Origin of the sequence: Sedimenticola selenatireducens (assembly GCF_007625115.1) — a bacterium.
Classification (GTDB): Bacteria; Pseudomonadota; Gammaproteobacteria; order Chromatiales; family Chromatiaceae; genus Sedimenticola; species Sedimenticola selenatireducens_A.
Map to the genome: position 1 here is coordinate 1 of NZ_VMNH01000038.1, position 16,502 is coordinate 16,502.

15 protein-coding genes and 1 pseudogene are annotated in these 16,502 nt (G+C 47.6%); 10 read left to right on the top strand and 6 right to left on the bottom strand.

Features of this window, described 5'->3' with window-relative positions:
- Positions 1-33 precede the first annotated feature (33 nt).
- On the top strand, positions 34-960 hold the full coding sequence (locus FHP88_RS18920) for an electron transfer flavoprotein subunit alpha/FixB family protein (protein ID WP_144360710.1): 927 nt from the start codon (positions 34-36) through the stop codon (positions 958-960).
- Between the two features lie 250 nt (positions 961-1,210).
- Here the strand turns inward: FHP88_RS18920 and FHP88_RS18925 are convergent, their stop codons facing one another.
- Entirely contained in the window at positions 1,211-1,876 is a 666-nt protein-coding gene (locus FHP88_RS18925; protein ID WP_144360711.1) for a nitroreductase, read from the bottom strand.
- A 205-nt stretch (positions 1,877-2,081) separates the two neighbouring features.
- Between FHP88_RS18925 and FHP88_RS18930 the strand changes: the two genes are divergently transcribed.
- Positions 2,082-3,449, top strand: a complete 1,368-nt coding sequence (locus FHP88_RS18930; protein WP_144360724.1) for a phosphomannomutase CpsG — start codon at positions 2,082-2,084, stop codon at positions 3,447-3,449.
- A 96-nt stretch (positions 3,450-3,545) separates the two neighbouring features.
- Here FHP88_RS18930 and FHP88_RS18935 read toward each other — a convergent pair whose 3' ends face one another.
- A complete protein-coding gene (locus tag FHP88_RS18935) occupies positions 3,546-4,112 on the bottom strand; it encodes a hypothetical protein (protein WP_144360712.1) in 567 nt (188 codons plus the stop codon).
- 423 nt (positions 4,113-4,535) lie between these two features.
- Between FHP88_RS18935 and FHP88_RS18940 the strand changes: the two genes are divergently transcribed.
- On the top strand, positions 4,536-5,402 hold the full coding sequence (locus FHP88_RS18940) for a chemotaxis protein (protein WP_144360713.1): 867 nt from the start codon (positions 4,536-4,538) through the stop codon (positions 5,400-5,402).
- A 96-nt stretch (positions 5,403-5,498) separates the two neighbouring features.
- Complete coding sequence (gene hypF / locus FHP88_RS18945; protein ID WP_144360714.1) at positions 5,499-7,838, top strand: carbamoyltransferase HypF; 2,340 nt, start codon at positions 5,499-5,501, stop codon at positions 7,836-7,838.
- Positions 7,839-7,848: 10 nt separating this feature from the next.
- On the opposite strand, the gene FHP88_RS18950 is transcribed toward hypF, so the two are convergent.
- The gene (locus FHP88_RS18950) at positions 7,849-8,286 is read right to left on the bottom strand and encodes a hypothetical protein (RefSeq protein ID WP_144360715.1); all 438 of its coding nucleotides are present in this window, start codon (positions 8,284-8,286) and stop codon (positions 7,849-7,851) included.
- 189 nt (positions 8,287-8,475) lie between these two features.
- Here FHP88_RS18950 and FHP88_RS18955 point away from each other — a divergent pair, with 189 nt between their 5' ends.
- From FHP88_RS18955 to FHP88_RS18965, 3 genes are all read left to right on the top strand, one after another.
- Positions 8,476-9,123 carry a GNAT family N-acetyltransferase gene (locus FHP88_RS18955; protein WP_144360716.1) on the top strand — a complete coding sequence of 216 codons (648 nt, stop codon included), beginning with the start codon at positions 8,476-8,478 and terminating at the stop codon, positions 9,121-9,123.
- A gap of 116 nt (positions 9,124-9,239) precedes the next feature.
- Complete coding sequence (locus FHP88_RS18960) at positions 9,240-9,662, top strand: DUF6524 family protein (protein WP_144360717.1); 423 nt, start codon at positions 9,240-9,242, stop codon at positions 9,660-9,662.
- Positions 9,663-9,742: 80 nt separating this feature from the next.
- Complete coding sequence (locus FHP88_RS18965) at positions 9,743-11,446, top strand: mechanosensitive ion channel family protein (RefSeq protein WP_144360718.1); 1,704 nt, start codon at positions 9,743-9,745, stop codon at positions 11,444-11,446.
- Between the two features lie 856 nt (positions 11,447-12,302).
- Here FHP88_RS18965 and FHP88_RS18970 read toward each other — a convergent pair.
- Positions 12,303-12,812 carry a type II toxin-antitoxin system YhaV family toxin gene (locus FHP88_RS18970; protein ID WP_144360719.1) on the bottom strand — a complete coding sequence of 170 codons (510 nt, stop codon included), beginning with the start codon at positions 12,810-12,812 and terminating at the stop codon, positions 12,303-12,305.
- 2 nt (positions 12,813-12,814) lie between these two features.
- A complete protein-coding gene (locus FHP88_RS18975; protein ID WP_144360720.1) occupies positions 12,815-13,153 on the bottom strand; it encodes a type II toxin-antitoxin system PrlF family antitoxin in 339 nt (112 codons plus the stop codon).
- 252 nt (positions 13,154-13,405) lie between these two features.
- Here FHP88_RS18975 and FHP88_RS18980 point away from each other — a divergent pair, with 252 nt between their 5' ends.
- The 3 genes and pseudogenes from FHP88_RS18980 to FHP88_RS18990 all read left to right on the top strand — a co-directional run.
- Positions 13,406-13,720, top strand: a complete 315-nt coding sequence (locus FHP88_RS18980; protein WP_144360721.1) for a helix-turn-helix domain-containing protein — start codon at positions 13,406-13,408, stop codon at positions 13,718-13,720.
- Between the two features lie 10 nt (positions 13,721-13,730).
- Positions 13,731-14,969 carry a type II toxin-antitoxin system HipA family toxin gene (locus tag FHP88_RS18985; RefSeq protein WP_144360722.1) on the top strand — a complete coding sequence of 413 codons (1,239 nt, stop codon included), beginning with the start codon at positions 13,731-13,733 and terminating at the stop codon, positions 14,967-14,969.
- A gap of 244 nt (positions 14,970-15,213) precedes the next feature.
- Positions 15,214-15,867: pseudogene (locus FHP88_RS18990) on the top strand (IS256 family transposase); the annotation flags it as partial.
- On the opposite strand, the gene FHP88_RS18995 reads toward FHP88_RS18990, so the two are convergent.
- Positions 15,867-16,367 (bottom strand): Bro-N domain-containing protein, encoded by a 501-nt coding sequence (locus tag FHP88_RS18995; RefSeq protein ID WP_144360723.1) that lies wholly within the window; start codon positions 16,365-16,367, stop codon positions 15,867-15,869. The pseudogene FHP88_RS18990 and the gene FHP88_RS18995 sit on opposite strands and share 1 nt — an antisense overlap.
- Between the last annotated feature and the right edge of the window lie 135 nt (positions 16,368-16,502).

Here is a 16,502-nt window from a genome sequence, read left to right on the forward strand (position 1 = left end):
CGAAAAACTGCGTAACGAAGCGAAGGTGATCTCATGAGTATCCTGGTCATAGCCGAACACGACAATGCCCAACTGAAGGCCGCCACCCTCAACACCGTCACAGCGGCCAGCCAACTGGGTGATGATATTCACCTGCTAGTGGCCGGATCCGGTTGTACTGCGGTCGCCGAAGCGGCCGCCAAGATTGCCGGTGTCAGCAAGGTCCTGGTGGCGGATGACGCCGCCTACGAACACCCGCTGGCGGAAGGGCTCTCGCTGCTGATCACCCAGCTGGCGGAAGGCTACAGCCATGTGCTGGCCTCGGCCACCACCTATGGCAAAAACTTCATGCCCCGTGTGGCGGCATTGCTGGATGTGGCGATGCTCTCTGACATTACCGCCGTACAGAGCGAAGACACCTTTGTTCGCCCCATCTATGCCGGTAACGCATTAGCAACCGTACAGAGCAGTGATCGGATCAAACTGATCACCGTGCGTGGCACCGCGTTTGATGCCGCAGGCGAGGGTGGCAGTGCCGCGATAGAAAACATCGCGGCAGGCGAGGCCTATGGCCAGTCCAGCTATGTAGGTTCTGAACTAACTGTATCCGAGCGTCCAGAACTCACCAGTGCCAAGATTGTAGTCTCTGGCGGGCGTGGTATGGGCAGCGGTGAAAACTTCAAACTGATCGAAGCGGTAGCAGACAAACTGAACGCCGCGATTGGTGCATCCCGTGCGGCGGTGGATGCGGGTTATGTCCCGAATGATTACCAGGTAGGGCAGACCGGCAAGATTGTCGCACCAGATCTCTACATTGCGGTCGGTATCTCCGGTGCCATTCAGCATCTGGCGGGTATGAAAGAGAGCAAGGTGATTGTGGCAATCAACAAGGACGAAGAGGCACCGATCTTCCAGGTGGCCGATTATGGTCTGGTGGCGGATCTGTTTGTGGCGTTGCCTGAGTTGGCTGACGCGCTTTAATACGATAAGCGCTGTAATTGAAATGCCCTGCCTATTTATTAGGCAGGGCTTTTTTTTTCTGGTTACCTATGATCTTTAAAAAAATCCCCGTAGGTTGGGCTGAACGTAGCGAAGCCCAACATGTTTCAATCACTCTTCAGCATGCGTGGTAGCTTCAAGATTGTTGGGCTTCACATTATTCAGCCCAACCTATGATTTGCGTCGATTAGAATGCGTGGTGGGACTGAATGGTCTGCGGATCAGGGATGGTTCAGTCAAAAAAACGAGTGAATTGTTCCACTGCATCCCGCGGCGTACGGTATTGGTTAATGATGGCTGAGGTGTCTTCATAGCCCATCGCCAATCCTACCACCAGTTTCTTGTCATCCGGGTAGCCCAGTTCCTGTTTAACAATTTCGGGGTATTCGCCAAGTGCGGCTTGCGGGCAGGTGGCTAAGCCTTCTTCAACGGCCATCAACATGATGGATTGAATAAACATGCCATAATCAAGATAAGAGCCGGTCTCCAGGATTTCATCAATAAAAAAGAACATCATTACCGGTGCATCAAATGAACGATAGTTGGCGGCCCACTGATCTAGCTGGCGTTGTTTATCATCACGCGAGATTTGCAAGGTGGAGTACATCTGCAGACCACAAGCGCGTCTGCGTTCTTTATAGATGCCTTCCCAAATCTCTGGATAATATTGAAATTCCATTTTTCCTTGCTGACCACCTCGGAAGGCAGTTTCCATCAGGTCACCTAACTTGCGCCGCATTTCACCGGTGACAACGGCCACTTGCCAGGGTTGTGTATTGGTTCCAGATGGGGCATGGCGGGCTGCATCGAGAATCCGCACTATTTTTTCCTGCTCGACTTCTTTCGTTTGAAATGCGCGTGTGGCTTTCCGAAGCAGCAATGATTCACAGACCGTCATTTAGAGACTCCAATTGACCTTTACGTAAACGTCATAATAATGGATCTCTCTCAGATGTCTATGGCTATTTCTGTCATTCAAAAGGGTTTAGGCAGAGTGAAAAAGAAATAGGATAGAATATATGGTTTTGAAAGAGTGGCTGTTTACAGGTGCCGGCTATCTCACACCCAATAAAATCCAACCTATGGAACAGGATGAAATGATTATGCAGAGGTTAGGCTGTTTTAAAGCATACGACATTCGAGGACAGCTCGGTACCGAGTTGGATGAGGATGTTGCCTATCGGATCGGTCGGGCTTATGCCGCTTTTTTAAAGCCAAGGCAGGTTGTTATTGGTGGTGATATGCGGCTTTCCACTGAATCCCTGAAGCAGGCTTTGGCTAAAGGACTCTGCGATGCCGGTGTGGATGTGGTTGATATAGGTCTGTGTGGAACGGAAGAGATCTACTTTGCGACCGCGCACCTGCAAATGGACGGCGGTATTATGGTTACCGCGAGCCACAATCCAAAAGATTACAATGGCATGAAGCTCGTCCGGGAAAACTCAAAACCGATCAGTGGTGATACCGGGTTAAATGAAATTGAGGTGTTAGTCCGGGGGAACGATTTTTCAACCGTTAATGAGAGTGAACGCGGCGATTACCAAAAGGCATCAACACTGGATGCCTATATTGAACATCTGCTGGGTTATATCACTCCCAGTGCAATAAAGCCGCTTAAGCTGGTGGTGAATGCGGGTAACGGTGTTGCAGGACACTGTATTGATGCGTTAGAGCAGCGTTTCAGCTCGCTTGAAATCCCGATTACTTTTATAAAGGTTCATCATCAGCCCGATGGGACCTTCCCCAATGGTATTCCCAATCCAATACTGGAAGAGAACAGGGCCGATACGATTCGAGCTGTTATAGATAATGGCGCGGATTTTGGTATTGCCTGGGATGGTGATTTTGACCGCTGTTTCCTGTTTGATGAGCAGGGCCGCTTTATTGAGGGTTACTATATTGTAGGCTTGTTGGCCGAAGCCTTTCTTGATAAACATCCGGGAAGCAAGATTATCCATGACCCAAGGTTGACCTGGAATACACTGGATATTGCAGCGCAAAAGGGCGGTAAGGCGATTCAAAGCAAGACAGGGCATGCCTTTATTAAAGAGCGCATGCGTGTAGAGGATGCCATCTATGGTGGGGAAATGAGTGCCCACCACTATTTTCGCGACTTCTTTTACTGCGACAGCGGTATGATCCCCTGGTTGCTGGTGGCAGAATTGGTGAGCCGGAAAGCGGTACCTTTGTCGGCGTTGGTTGATGAGCGGATAGCGCGTTACCCATCGCCGGGAGAGATCAATCGAAAACTAAAAGACCCTCAAGCCGCGATTGCCAACGTACTCAAGCGCTATGAGACCGACGCGATCAGTGTGGACCATACCGATGGTATCAGCGTTGAGATGGCAGACTGGCGTTTTAATCTGCGCAGTTCAAATACTGAACCAGTGGTCAGACTCAATATTGAAACGCGTGGTGATGTCTCATTGATGAGGAAAAAGACCGATGAAATACTGGCACTACTTGTTTAGTTAATACCAATAAGATATAGCTAAAAAAGCCCGCACGGTGTTGCTCCTGTGCGGGCTTTATCGTTGACCCCTAATGGTATCGGGTCAGAACGTTTTTTAGCTTGCGCTCGGTTCCGTTGCTGCAGGAGCTGCGGCAACGGCTTTCTTGGCTCGCCGTTTAGCTGGAGCCTTGCGTTTTTTGGGCTGGTTTGCTTTAGCCCAATCGCTTTCAAATTTATCCAAGGCTTTTTGCTGTGCAACGGATTTCTTCTGAGTATCAGCAGCTTCTTTTAGAGCCGCTTTTGCAGTCTTCAACTGTTCGCGCAATGCTGCAGTTTTCTGTCCCGCAATTTTCAATGCCTCTCTGGCGCGTGCAAGTTGCTTCAATGCTGCCGGTGTGCGGGTAGTTGAAACTTTTTCAGCAGCGGCATTCTTCTTATCACGTAATACGGTTTGTCTTGCCACAGCCTTATCAAGCTGACCTTTAACACTATCGGCACTCTTTTGTGCCTGTGTAGCTGCCTTGTTATACAGACTGGCCAATTGTGCTTGAGACTTGGCAATAGCTTTTTCGATCTCGGCTACAGGTGATACGGTTTTTTTAACAGCAGGTGATTTTGCTTTGCGCGTAACGGTTTTTTTTGCAACGCGCTTTTTACTGGTACTGGTTTTTCTTGTCGCCATTAGAGGTTCCCCATGAGAGTGTATTAACTACTTTAGATGTTGGAATATTCCACAAAGTGAATCTTGCCAAAGATAGTAAGTGTTGCCAATACCCAAGGATAGCATATTTTGAAAAAAATCAAGCGTTTTACGTTTTTTTTTCAAGCCCATTTCTCAAGATTGGCGAGTAACTGTTGAATTGTCGATCTTGATAGAGATGTTCGAAGTTTATTTTTAAGTATGTTTTTTACGATCATGGTATAGATGAATTATACCCATTGAGGATCAAGATAACGCATAATCTGTCGATAGTGTCTTTGATTCCAAGAAACGACTCATTGCTTTTTTTAGCGACCATGAGTCCATCCGATAGATCCACTCATACAACTTTTGGTAGCAGTTAAATTGAATACAGGTAATACCAACAAAAGTCAGGAGCAGCGTATGCTTCTGTTTACACTCTTTGGACATCAGGTTTTCGGAATCAATGTACTAAAGATTAAAGAGATCATCCCTTATCATAAGATGAACATGCTTCCTGGGTCGCATCATGCTGTAATTGGTGTTGCCCAATTGCGCGGACAGCCCTTTCCGGTAATTGATTTGGCCAAGGCGCTCAGTATGCCTAAAACCGCTGAGTTATCGGAGTTGGATAATTATTCAATCATCATTTCAGAGTTTAATCGTTCACTTCAGGGTTTTCTTGTGAACAAGGTAGATCAGATTATTTCGCTTGATTGGGGGGTGATTCAACCACCTCCATCGACAGTTGGAAGGTTTAACTATATTACTGGCGTGATTAACCGGGATAATAGAATTATTGAGGTAATCGATGTCGAAAGGGTGCTTAATGAGGTAGCCCCTCCAAAAGATAGTACCGGTCAGGGAATCCAACTTACCGCAGAACAAGTTGAGGCCATACGGGACAAGCTGGTTCTTATAGTCGATGACTCAGCACTTGCGAGGAAACAGATCATTCAGACTTTGGCAACGATTGGAATTGATCCACTTGTTGCAAAGGACGGAAAAGAGGCGTTGGACTACCTCAATTCACTTCAACTGGAAGGTCGGCACGTTGATTTGATTGTGTCAGATATTGAGATGCCTGAGATGGATGGCTATACACTAACCCGTGCGATTCGCAAGAATGCAGATCTTGCCTCAGTCTATATCCTGTTACATACCTCGTTGTCGGGCGCTGTGAGTAAGGAGTATGCGGTAAGTTGTGGTGCCAATGCCGCATTGACAAAGTTTGTAACAGAAGAGTTGGCTGAGGCTGTATTGGTCGGTTTATGCGCTATCAGTGAATAATCTGCTCTATGTTTTGTGCTGTTTTCAATGTCGATCCTACTTTGAAGAGCGGGTAAACTACGACAATATCAATCCAGAGATTCTAAGCTGATCAAAATGAGTGCACAGCAATATGCAGAAAGAATCCGGGTGCGAGGGCTTGTCCAAGGCGTAGGATTCAGGCCGACAGTTTGGAATTTGGCGACGAATTTTAACTTGTTGGGCGCGGTGTGGAATGATGCTGAAGGTGTATTAATTGATGCAGTAGGTACCCTGCAACAAATCAGTCAGCTGATTAAGTCTCTGGAACAAACCCCCCCTCCACTTGCCAAAATTGATAGCATAGAGCGTTTTCCGCTGGTTGAGCCTCCTGATTACAGCAGCTTTGCAATCATTGAGAGTCAGGGCGGAAAAATTCAGACAGGCATCGTTCCAGATGCTGCAACATGCAAAGATTGTCTGGATGATATAATGGACATGAGTAACAGGCGCTATGGTTATGCCTTTACTAACTGTACACATTGTGGACCACGACTCTCCATCGTTCGATCGATCCCCTATGACCGCGCCACGACCAGCATGGCTGCATTTCAGCAGTGTGATGACTGTTTGTCAGAGTATCGGGATCCGGCTGATCGCCGTTTCCATGCGCAACCTAATGCCTGCCCGGTTTGTGGACCTAAGCTTTGGTTGGAGGATGATTCGGGCCAACTGCATGGTACTCATGATGTCATTCAACATGTTGCGGATCTCATACATAGCGGTGCCATCATCGCCATCAAGGGAATTGGTGGTGTTCATCTTGCGTGCAATGCCTTGAACAATGATGCGGTAGCCAAACTGCGATCTAGAAAACGTCGTTATCACAAGGCATTTGCCCTTATGGCAAAAGATACTGCCATGATTCGCCGATTTGCCCGGGTGGGTGTAGATGAGGCCGATCTTCTTGAAAGTGTAGCGGCCCCCATTGTTGTGCTTGATCAAGTAGGTGCTGAGCAACTGGCCCCAGCTGTTGCGCCGGGACAGAATACCCTCGGCTTCATGCTCCCCTATACGCCTCTGCATCATCTGCTGATGAATAAGCTTGATTATCCGATTGTTCTGACCTCGGGGAATCAGTCCGATGAGCCTCAAGTGATATCCAACGAGACTGCACGTGAAAAATTATCCGGTATCGCTGATTACTGGCTGCTGCATGATCGAGATATAGTGAATCGGCTGGATGATTCAGTGGTTCGATGGGTTGATGGCAAACGCTGTATATTGAGACGTGCAAGGGGTTACGCACCAGCACCTCTGTCACTGCCAGAGGGCTTCGAGCATGTGCCTTCTATATTGGCACTTGGTGGAGAGTTAAAAAATACCTTCTGCCTCATAACCCAGAACAGGGCAATTATTTCTCAACATATGGGTGATCTGGAAAATGCCGCTACACTGGGCGAATATCAACGAACACTGGCACTCTACAGTGAACTCTTTGAACATAAACCTGACGTCATTGCGATAGACCGACATCCTAACTATTTGTCGACTCAATGGGGTGAAGCACGCGCATTTGAATATGAAATACCGCTGGTAAAGGTTCAGCATCATCATGCGCATATCGCGAGTGTAATGGCGGAACATGGTTACGCACTAGACAGTCACCCGGTGTTGGGGATTGCATTAGATGGCTTGGGTATGGGGGGGGATGGTTCACTCTGGGGAGGGGAGTTTCTGAAAGTGACCTACGCTGATTATGAGCGCCTGGGTCACTTTAAGCCGATTCCCATGCTGGGGGGTGCCAAGGCCATGTATGAGCCTTGGCGCAATACGCTGGCATATCTGTTAAGCGGGTTCAACTGGGAAGATATTACGGTGCATTATGCCGATCTTCAGCTCATCCAGTTTTTACAACTAAAGCCGATCAGCAATTTGCAGCAGATGTTTGAGCGTGGCTTAAATTCTCCGAGTGCTTCATCGTGTGGCCGCTTGTTTGATGCGGTAGCTGCGGCTATTGGGGTTTGCCGTGATCTTGCGAGCCATGAAGGGCAGGCGGCCATTGAGTTGGAAGCGTTGGTCGATCTCTCAGCTATTGGGCATCACGCTGAATGCTATGGCTGTAGAACTGAACGGGTCGATGGCAAGTTGGTCCTCGATTGGCAGCCACTGTGGGTTTCTATTCTTGATGATCTGAAAAAAGGGATAAGTGCTTCTGCAATTTCAACACGCTTTCATTCCGGGATAATTCAAGCCGTCACTAATGTGGCTTTGCGGCTTTGTAAAGCGCATACGCTTAAAACGGTGGCGCTTTCTGGAGGGGTATTCCAAAACAGAATCATTCTGGAAGGGGTAAGCCAAGGGTTGCGCCAAAGGGGGTTAACCGTTATCTGCCCTCATCTCCTTCCTGCCAATGATGGTGGGCTTTCGCTTGGGCAGGCCGTCGTGGTTGCTGCGCAACGATTGTTATCCAGGTAAATACCCCGATTCAAGTTTCAAAGCAGCGATTCTGTGCCTTCAAGTGGCGTAGTAACGCTATCCTCTCCTCAGCCGATATCATGCGCGCATTCTCAGTGTATTGGCGATAGCCTGAATAGCCAGACAGCGCATAAGCGGGCATGAACAAAGTGGTGCCTATCCAGACAGCGGCCCCTTGGTACGGATCATTATAAAAATCTGGTTTGTAACTGTAGGTCTTGGGAACCAAGGCAGCCATTTCGTGTTCAAGGGCGTAGCAATTCTTTGTGCGATCTTCCGCTGAAGGCGTCGGAACGACAGGTGTACGGTAGAGGTCATATTTCTGGAATGGGTTGCGATCATCGGGTTTGTTGTCTGACTCGCTATTCGCAGCGAAAAGATTGGATGCTGAGCTTAAACAGAGGATTAAACCGCAGGTAATGATAAAAGTTTTGTTTTGTTTTGCCATGGTGGGTATTCCAGTTTTAATCCTAGTAATAATCTAGCGACCAGCTCTTGGAAAAATTAAACCCAACAGAAAAAGAATCTAAAGGAGATTGTGAACAATAGTCACGAAACTCAAAAGAAACCTATGAAAAAGGTCGGAAAGTGCTATAGTATTAGTAATAGCTAATATAGTGGTTTTCTGGAGCAAGTAATGCCCGAACTTGAATTTGAATTTTCCCTCAGGCCAGACAGTGACCCTGAATTGGCCCCCTATGTCCTGGAATTTATAGGTAAATCAATGGCATGGGATGATGATGAAGGCATGGAAAAGATTGTGGGTGAAATCCGTGGCTACAAACTCGATCTGGCGGCAGCAATGGTTGATGGCGTTGATCAATCGCTGCTTTTAGATTCCGTCTGTCCTGAAATATCAGAATTTTCTCAGACGGCGTTCGGTGAGTCGGGTTGTCACTATCTACAGAAATTAGCAGATGGAAACCTGTCCAAACAGACCTGTAGCGGACTTGTCTATATTAATGAGATCACAGTAGACCCTCAGTACCGTGGGCAAAATATTGGCAGTGCATTGATGGGTAAAGTGGGTCAGATGGTCGAAGTAGAAAACAGTCTAATCGCGCTGAAGGCCTTTCCACTCTCGCCTGAGTATGGCAAGCGGGTGCCGGAGGTGAACGTACAGAGAGTGAAACAGTTTTATGAGCGGCTTGGGTTCACCCACATCGGTGGAGAGTTTATGGTCAAGCAGGCTAACTTGTGTGACACCATCAAGAAACGTCAGGCCTGGAGAAAGGGGCACTCCAATGTTGACGGCTTTCATCCTCAAAATAAGCATTTCGCATAAAAATACGCACGTGATCGACTCAATGTTATGATATGCAGAGACTAAACGGTTTCCAACAGATACCGTTGTATCTGTTGGAAATGAGCGATTATTGACTAACAAAAAAGGGACTGCAGATGGCGGATAAAGGTTTCAACTTTGCCAGTTTTTTGATTCGTTGGGTGCTGGCATTGATTTTGGTTTTTGCAACCTATAACCCATCAGGATACTCCTGGTATCACTGGCTTACAGGTGCAGAAAGTATTGTCGATCCGTTATTGGCCTTGGCTGCCATTACACTGCTCATCGGTTGGGTTATTTATCTGCGTGCTACAGCCCGCTCGTTAGGCATAATCGGTACAGTTTTGGCGGCGGCCCTGTTCGCTACACTGGTCTGGACTTTGATCCATTATCAATTGATCGCACTCAGTAATACCACGCTACTTGCCTATATCGTGCTGGTGATACTTTCAGCCGTGATGGGCCTTGGCCTGTCCTGGTCACATATTCGCCGTCGTATGAGTGGCCAACTCGATGTTGATGACCGTGATGAGGATTGAACCGGATAGGCTCTTAATCGGTTATTGAGTCGGGTTACTCTTTGTTAATACCTACAGTTGTCCGTTGCCATGGGGCTAATATGAATCATTCACTTGTTGCGCGGAAGATCGGGGGCATTTTAAGTCTTCTGGTGCTGGTGTTTACGCTCTATTCCGGGAATCTCTTTTCTCAGACGAATGGTGAAGCAGCACAACCCGAACCGGTTGCTGCCCCTTCTACCAGTGAGACATTGGCCTCATTTGTCAATCTTCAGAATGATTTGCAAAAAGATATTCTTGCCCTTAATAAAAAGATTGCCTCCACACAGTCTGATACTGAAAAGGTCGAATTAAAAGAACAGCTGGACAAATTAAAGAGCGATCTCGCGGCAACGCAGCGCAACTTCGAAAATATTGCGGCCGGGATTGATATTACGGCTCTTCGCGGCGAGACGGTGGAGGCGTTCAATATTCAGGAAGAGGTTTTCTCTCTCCTCAGACCTGCAATTGATGAGATGAAAGAGATGACCTCTCGCGTTCGGCAGAAATCTGAACTGAAGAAGAAAATAGCCTACTATGAAGAGCGCCTGCCAATCATTGAAGAAGCTGTTGCCAATATTGCGAAATTGAGAGAACAGGGAGGGACAAAGGCACTGATCAATTCCCTGAAGGCCACAGAAGCCCAATGGTCCAAGCAAAAGGCCTTTATGCAGAGTGAATTGCAGGGTGCGCAATTGCAGTTAGATAAACTGACCGAATCAGAGACTTCGTTGGCTGAGGCCTCCCAGAGTTATCTCAAAACCTTTTTCCAAAAGCGGGGCCTTTTCCTGACAATGGCTCTGTTAGTCGTGGTCAGTGTCGTGTTGTTATCACGCCTGAGTGCCAAGCTGATGCAGCGTTATATACCCGGTTTCAAGGCGCAGCATCGTAGTTTTCGGATACGCCTGGTTGAACTGTTACACCGAATGCTCACGGTATTGTTCGCCATCCTGGGCCCAATGACTGTGTTTTATATTGTGGAAGATTGGGTGCTGTTCAGTTTAGGTATCTTGCTACTCTTTGGTATTGCTTGGGCCTTGCGGCAAGCCCTGCCAAGGTACTGGAGTCAGATTCAACTATTCCTCAATGTGGGCTCTGTGCGTGAAGGCGAGCGCATCCTGATGGAAGGTCTTCCCTGGTTGGTTCAACAGATCAATGTCTTCTGTACGTTGACCAATCCAGTTGCCGGGATATCGCAACGCGTACCGATTGATGAACTGGTTGACTTGAAATCAAGACCCTCCATGTCAGATGAGCCCTGGTTCCCCTGTAGTAAAGGGGACTGGGTAATTTTAAACAGTGGCATACGGGGAAAGGTTACCGGGATATCCCATGAGATGGTTCAGTTGGTTGAACGGGGTGGCGCCAGACTGACTTACCAGATGAGTGATTTTCTGGCCAGTTCACCGCGTAATCTGGCGGTTAATTTCCGTATTAAAGAGATAATAGGCATTAGTTACAGTCTGCAGAAAGATAGCACTACTAACATTCCAGAGACGCTTCAGAATTATCTGTTACAAAGGATACGGCAGGAAGGTTATGTTGATCAGTTACTTAATCTGCGTGTCGAGTTCAATGCAGCCAATGCCTCCTCGCTGGATATTGCCGTGATGGCAGATTTTAAGGGTGAGTTGGGTGATCTCTACAATCGGCTGCGTCGTGCTATTCAGCGCTGGAGTGTTGATGCTTGCACGGAGTATGGTTGGGAGATTCCCTTCCCGCAGATGACCCTGCATGGTGCGGTTGCATCAGTTGACAAGAGTTGAGCAACGCTTCTTTAGCGGTACATTTTCAGGTGTACACTGAAGTCAGAAATAAGCCAAATACACTATAAGTCCCGTAGGACCATCGAAAATTATCCAAGGAAATATAGTAAGGTTGGTATTCAATTTATTGTGCACCGGAATACTGCTAAATCACCACCCAATAAAACCTGCGGTAAAATAAAGGCACTGTCCGGAAACTGATCAAAGAGAAGTGCTTCGATGTCAGCCTGACTGATCTCGCGGAGCTTTCAGCGGACAGTCCATCTGAAGTCGTCCTAACTGTTCCGAAATGGGGGTGACTGAAGCATTGATAATGCTTGGTTTGATTTGGGAGGAGGGATGCTAAGTCTACTCGTCGCCCTTGGTGCAACGTAAGCATTTGATCCTATTGACGCCAAGGCGTTTTCGTTCGCGCATAGCGCATCCTCTTTTTTGTGTCATATCCAACCGCATATATACCCCTTGTATGTTCTATTTATGTTCTATAATATTTCTACCCCTGATACATTATTACGCCACTGATTCAAGGAACAAAGGTAGTGACTCAAGATCGCCACCATTGGCAACGTGCCATTGCGCTCGCTGATATGAATGCTTTCTTCTGCAGTATTGAGCAGAGGAGGGGTGCTAAGTTTAATCATCTCTTGTGTAATTACGTGAGTAAACGTGTACCACACAGGCATTAAAAAACCCGTTAAGTTATTGAAACTTAACGGGCTCTATAAGCTGGTGCCGAGGAGAGGACTTGAATTCCCAAAGTAATTTATAAAATAAATATGTAAAACAATTGCTTATGATTATTGATGAGTTTTCGCGCGCCACATACGCTTCAATAAGCAAATGTTTATAGACTAAATTAGCGTGTAGCCTCACCGGATTTTTCCAGTGTATCTTGAAGTCGTTTGCTTTCCTGCTTGGCTTCTTTCAACAGAGTTTTCCAGTTATCGGGCGGGTGTCCACTCTCGATCATACGGCGAAAAATACGATAGGCATCTGTACTACTTTCATAAGCACGCTTGGTATTTTCATCGTTGACCCACGCATAGATGATGATCTTGCTCTCCTGGTGATAACGGAAAAACAGCCGGTACTGCTGGAAGAACTTGGCGCGGAACCAGTGCTTGTGCTCGTCACCCAAAGTGGAACCCTGACGATAATCCGTTCGGGTTGGGTCCTGAGGTATGATCTCGAACGCTAGTCTGGCGATGGCGGTAAGTTGTTTGGTGGTGTTCTTTTTGATGTAGCCTTTCGGGTTTTTTCGGCGCAGGTGCTCTACTTTATGCAGGAGAGCTTCCAACTGCTCGAGAAAGAGTGAGTGGGCGAAGATGGTCCAGCCATTGATGACCAGGGGTTCACCGGCAGCCAAACTTAGTCTTCCTCATCCTGACCGTCATCAGGGAGTGGTGCGTCGAGGTCGATTTCAACATTGCCAACCAGTGTTTGCACACGCTTGACCAGCTCGGTACTCAGTGCATGTACATGCTGAGGATGCTCTGCGATATCTCTGGCAAGAAAACCCAGAAACTGCTCGAGAACCGGATCAACTTCGGAGTTATCGGCACGAGTCAGCACGACCTTTCCATTAGGTTGAAGGGTGAAGCAGATTTTATCGCGTTTACCGAGATGCAGGGCGCGGCGCACGGATTCAGGCACCGTTGTCTGATAGCGGTCGGTGAGGGTTGATTCCACAGTCAGTGTTGTGGTCATTGTGACCTCCAAAATAGTGCCGATTACCTACATCAAAAGGTAATGCAAACGCATTACCATGTCAAGCGTATCTGATGACTGGGTCATGGATGCAGGAGAATCTGAAAAATGTTGTTAATATGTATTAGCATATGCTGACACATATATTTACCATTTGGACCAAAAAGTGGTAACTATAGGTTTAAATAATACTCTTTACTAAATTTTATGTGGTTACTATAATTATCAAAATCAAGGTAATTGGTAATTATTATGACCAGTAATACGAGGCAAAAGCGAAGCGCTCCGGTTTTCCCCAAAAACCGCAAAGCTTTATCCTTGCTGGGCGAGAATATCAAGCTTGCCTGTAAACGCCGAGGATACAGCCAGTCTCTCATCGCAGAACGAACCGGTCTAAGCCGTCTTACGGTTCGGAAAATTGAGCAAGGAGACCCAACTGTATCCATGGGTCACTATGTGGCGGTACTCAGTGTGCTTGGTCTGGTAGAGGACTTAGGCTTGGTGGCTAGCGATGATGAATTGGGGAGAAAGCTTCAGGATATTAAGCTGATGGGACAGTCAGGCTGAGCAGGGCACGATGAGCAGAGAGATTTATGTATTTGCCGACTGGGAAGTGTTTGAGAAGCCGACACTGATTGGCATATTGCGTGCTCATGTGGTGAAAGGCAGAGAGCATTTCAGCTTTGCCTATGACGGTGAGTGGCTGCAGTCAGAATTTGCTCAGCAAATTGATCCTGAATTGCACCTCTATGCTGGTAGTCAGTACAGCCAGGAACAGCAGAATTTTCGTGTCTTTCTGGACTCCTGTCCGGATCGCTGGGGACGTTTGTTGATGAAACGGCGTGAGGCTGTCATCGCTCGCCAAGAAGGCCGCAAGCCCAATGATTTGAACGAGTCAGATTATTTGCTTGGTGTACACGACATGTATCGCATGGGCGCATTGCGATTCAAGCAGGATATCGATGGGGACTTTTTGGACAACAATGAACAGTTGGCAGCGCCACCCATTACGTCACTGTGCGAGCTCGAACATGCAGTCTTTCAGGTAGAGGAGGCCAGGGATCTCGATGACCCGGAGTATTTGAAATGGTTGAACATGTTGATCTCTCCCGGTTCCTCGCTCGGTGGTGCCAGGCCAAAATCCTGTGTCGTCGATAATGAAGATAATTTGTGGATCGCCAAGTTCCCGAGTCGTCATGATGATCATGACATCGGGGCATGGGAGTATGTCACCTATCTACTGGCACTTGATGCAGGAATCAACATGCCTGAGTGCCGGCTGGAGAGATTCAATAGCCAGTACCATACATTTTTGACCCGACGTTTTGATCGTACACCAGAAGGCCGTATACACTTCACTTCCGCTATGATGCAACTCGGTTACTACGATGGTGAATACGACGCGAGCTACCTTGAGCTGGCGCAGTTCCTGACCGATCACGGTTCTAACACCAAAGCAGATCTCGCTGAGCTATGGCGTCGGATTGTTTTTAATATCGCAGTCTCGAACACCGACGACCACCTGCGAAACCATGGATTTATCTACCACAATGGCGGTTGGCTGCTTTCACCGGCATTTGACATTAACCCTGTAACGCCTGCCAATGGCTTGCACCTGAACATTAGTGACAATGACAACAGCTTGAATTATGAGTTGGCAATGGAGGTAATTGACTTTTTCCGGCTCAGTGAAAAGAGCGCTGTACAAATCAAAAGTGAGGTTCTGGCAAGCGTCAGTAATTGGGACACGGTTGCGATGAAAGCAGGATTAGGCAGGGCTGAGCGCCAGGCTATGGCATCAGCTTTTAATGTGTAGTGGAATGCTTATTGTTGAGTGTTAAGTAGTCTGATTGATTCGTCTCTGCCACGACCTGATTGTCTTTTTATCAAGCTGGCCACCTGGGTGGGTCGTTCGCTTCCCGGTAGCGAAATTAATATGGAATATATTCAGGTCATCGAGCCTAGGGTGCCAACGACATGAAATCGCCAACCCGAGACTGTAGATAAAAGTGTGTAACTGCTTATCATTGAAGCCAGCAATGGCTAAGGATAGGCAGATTATGAACAAGAGAGAGCTGGAGGCCTTCGCCCGCGAAGCCGCCAAAACCCTGGAAACAGAAAAAGACCTCAACGAATTTAGTCAGATGCTGACTAAGATCACCATTGAGGCTGCCCTCAATGCTGAACTTGATGACCACCTGGGCTATGACAAGCACCAAAAGTCATCTACCAGCAACAGCCGTAACGGCTACAGCAGCAAGACCCTCAAGACAGAGGATGGCCAGTTTGAACTGAGCACGCCACGCGACCGTGACGGCAGCTTCGAGCCGCAGTTGGTCAAGAAGCAGCAGACCCGTTTCACCTCCATGGATGACAAGATTCTAAGCCTCTATGCCAAGGGCATGACGACCCGCGAGATCGTTGCTACCTTCAAGGAAATGTATGATGCCGACGTCTCGGCCTCTCTAATCTCCAAGGTAACTGATGCCGTTATTGAGCAGGTCGTAGAGTGGCAGTCCCGTCCACTGGATGCGGTTTACCCGATCGTCTATCTGGACTGTATTGTGGTCAAGATCCGACAAGACCGGCAGGTCATTAATAAATCGGTATATCTGGCCCTGGGGGTGAATATCGAGGGCCACAAAGAGTTGCTCGGCATGTGGCTGTCCGAGAATGAAGGTGCCAAGTTCTGGCTCAATGTACTGATGGAACTCTAGAATCGCGGCTTGAAGGATATTTTGATCGCCTGTGTCGACGGCCTTAAAGGCAAATGATCATCATGAACAAAGGTTTCATCCACAATTGCAGCTTTAGGTTCCAACACATTGATATGTGCTTTCTGTTCTGCAAGGATCTTATCTTTTTCAGCAAGGATGGAATCAGCTACCTTCAAGGCATTAGCCATAATCAAACGTGGGTCTGTGACTGATTCCTGATTAGCTACATAGCCTCCATGCTTGCGGATACTTGGGAGTACCGTGGCAACTACCCATTCCTCGAAACGTTCCGCTGAAGGTAACTGTGAACGCATAACTAAACGGTATACATCACGTTCAGGGATGAAGGATAAGGATTGCATGCCACCTGGAGTAAGGGAGCGGTGTTTTACCGCCCCCTTGCAATGAAGAGAAATAGCATCTCTTGGGCGTAAGTATCCCAAAGCCTTAGCCACATCAGAAGCTACAAACAAAGGTTCACCTGTGTTGATTTGCATTTAAAACTGACCCAGGGGGGATGCGGACAAAATCTTGGACTACTTTGGAGGTAGTCCATGTACTCATACGAAGAACGCCTTCGGGCGGTGAAGCTGTATTTGACGCTTGGAAAGCGTTGCAAGGCGACGATTCAG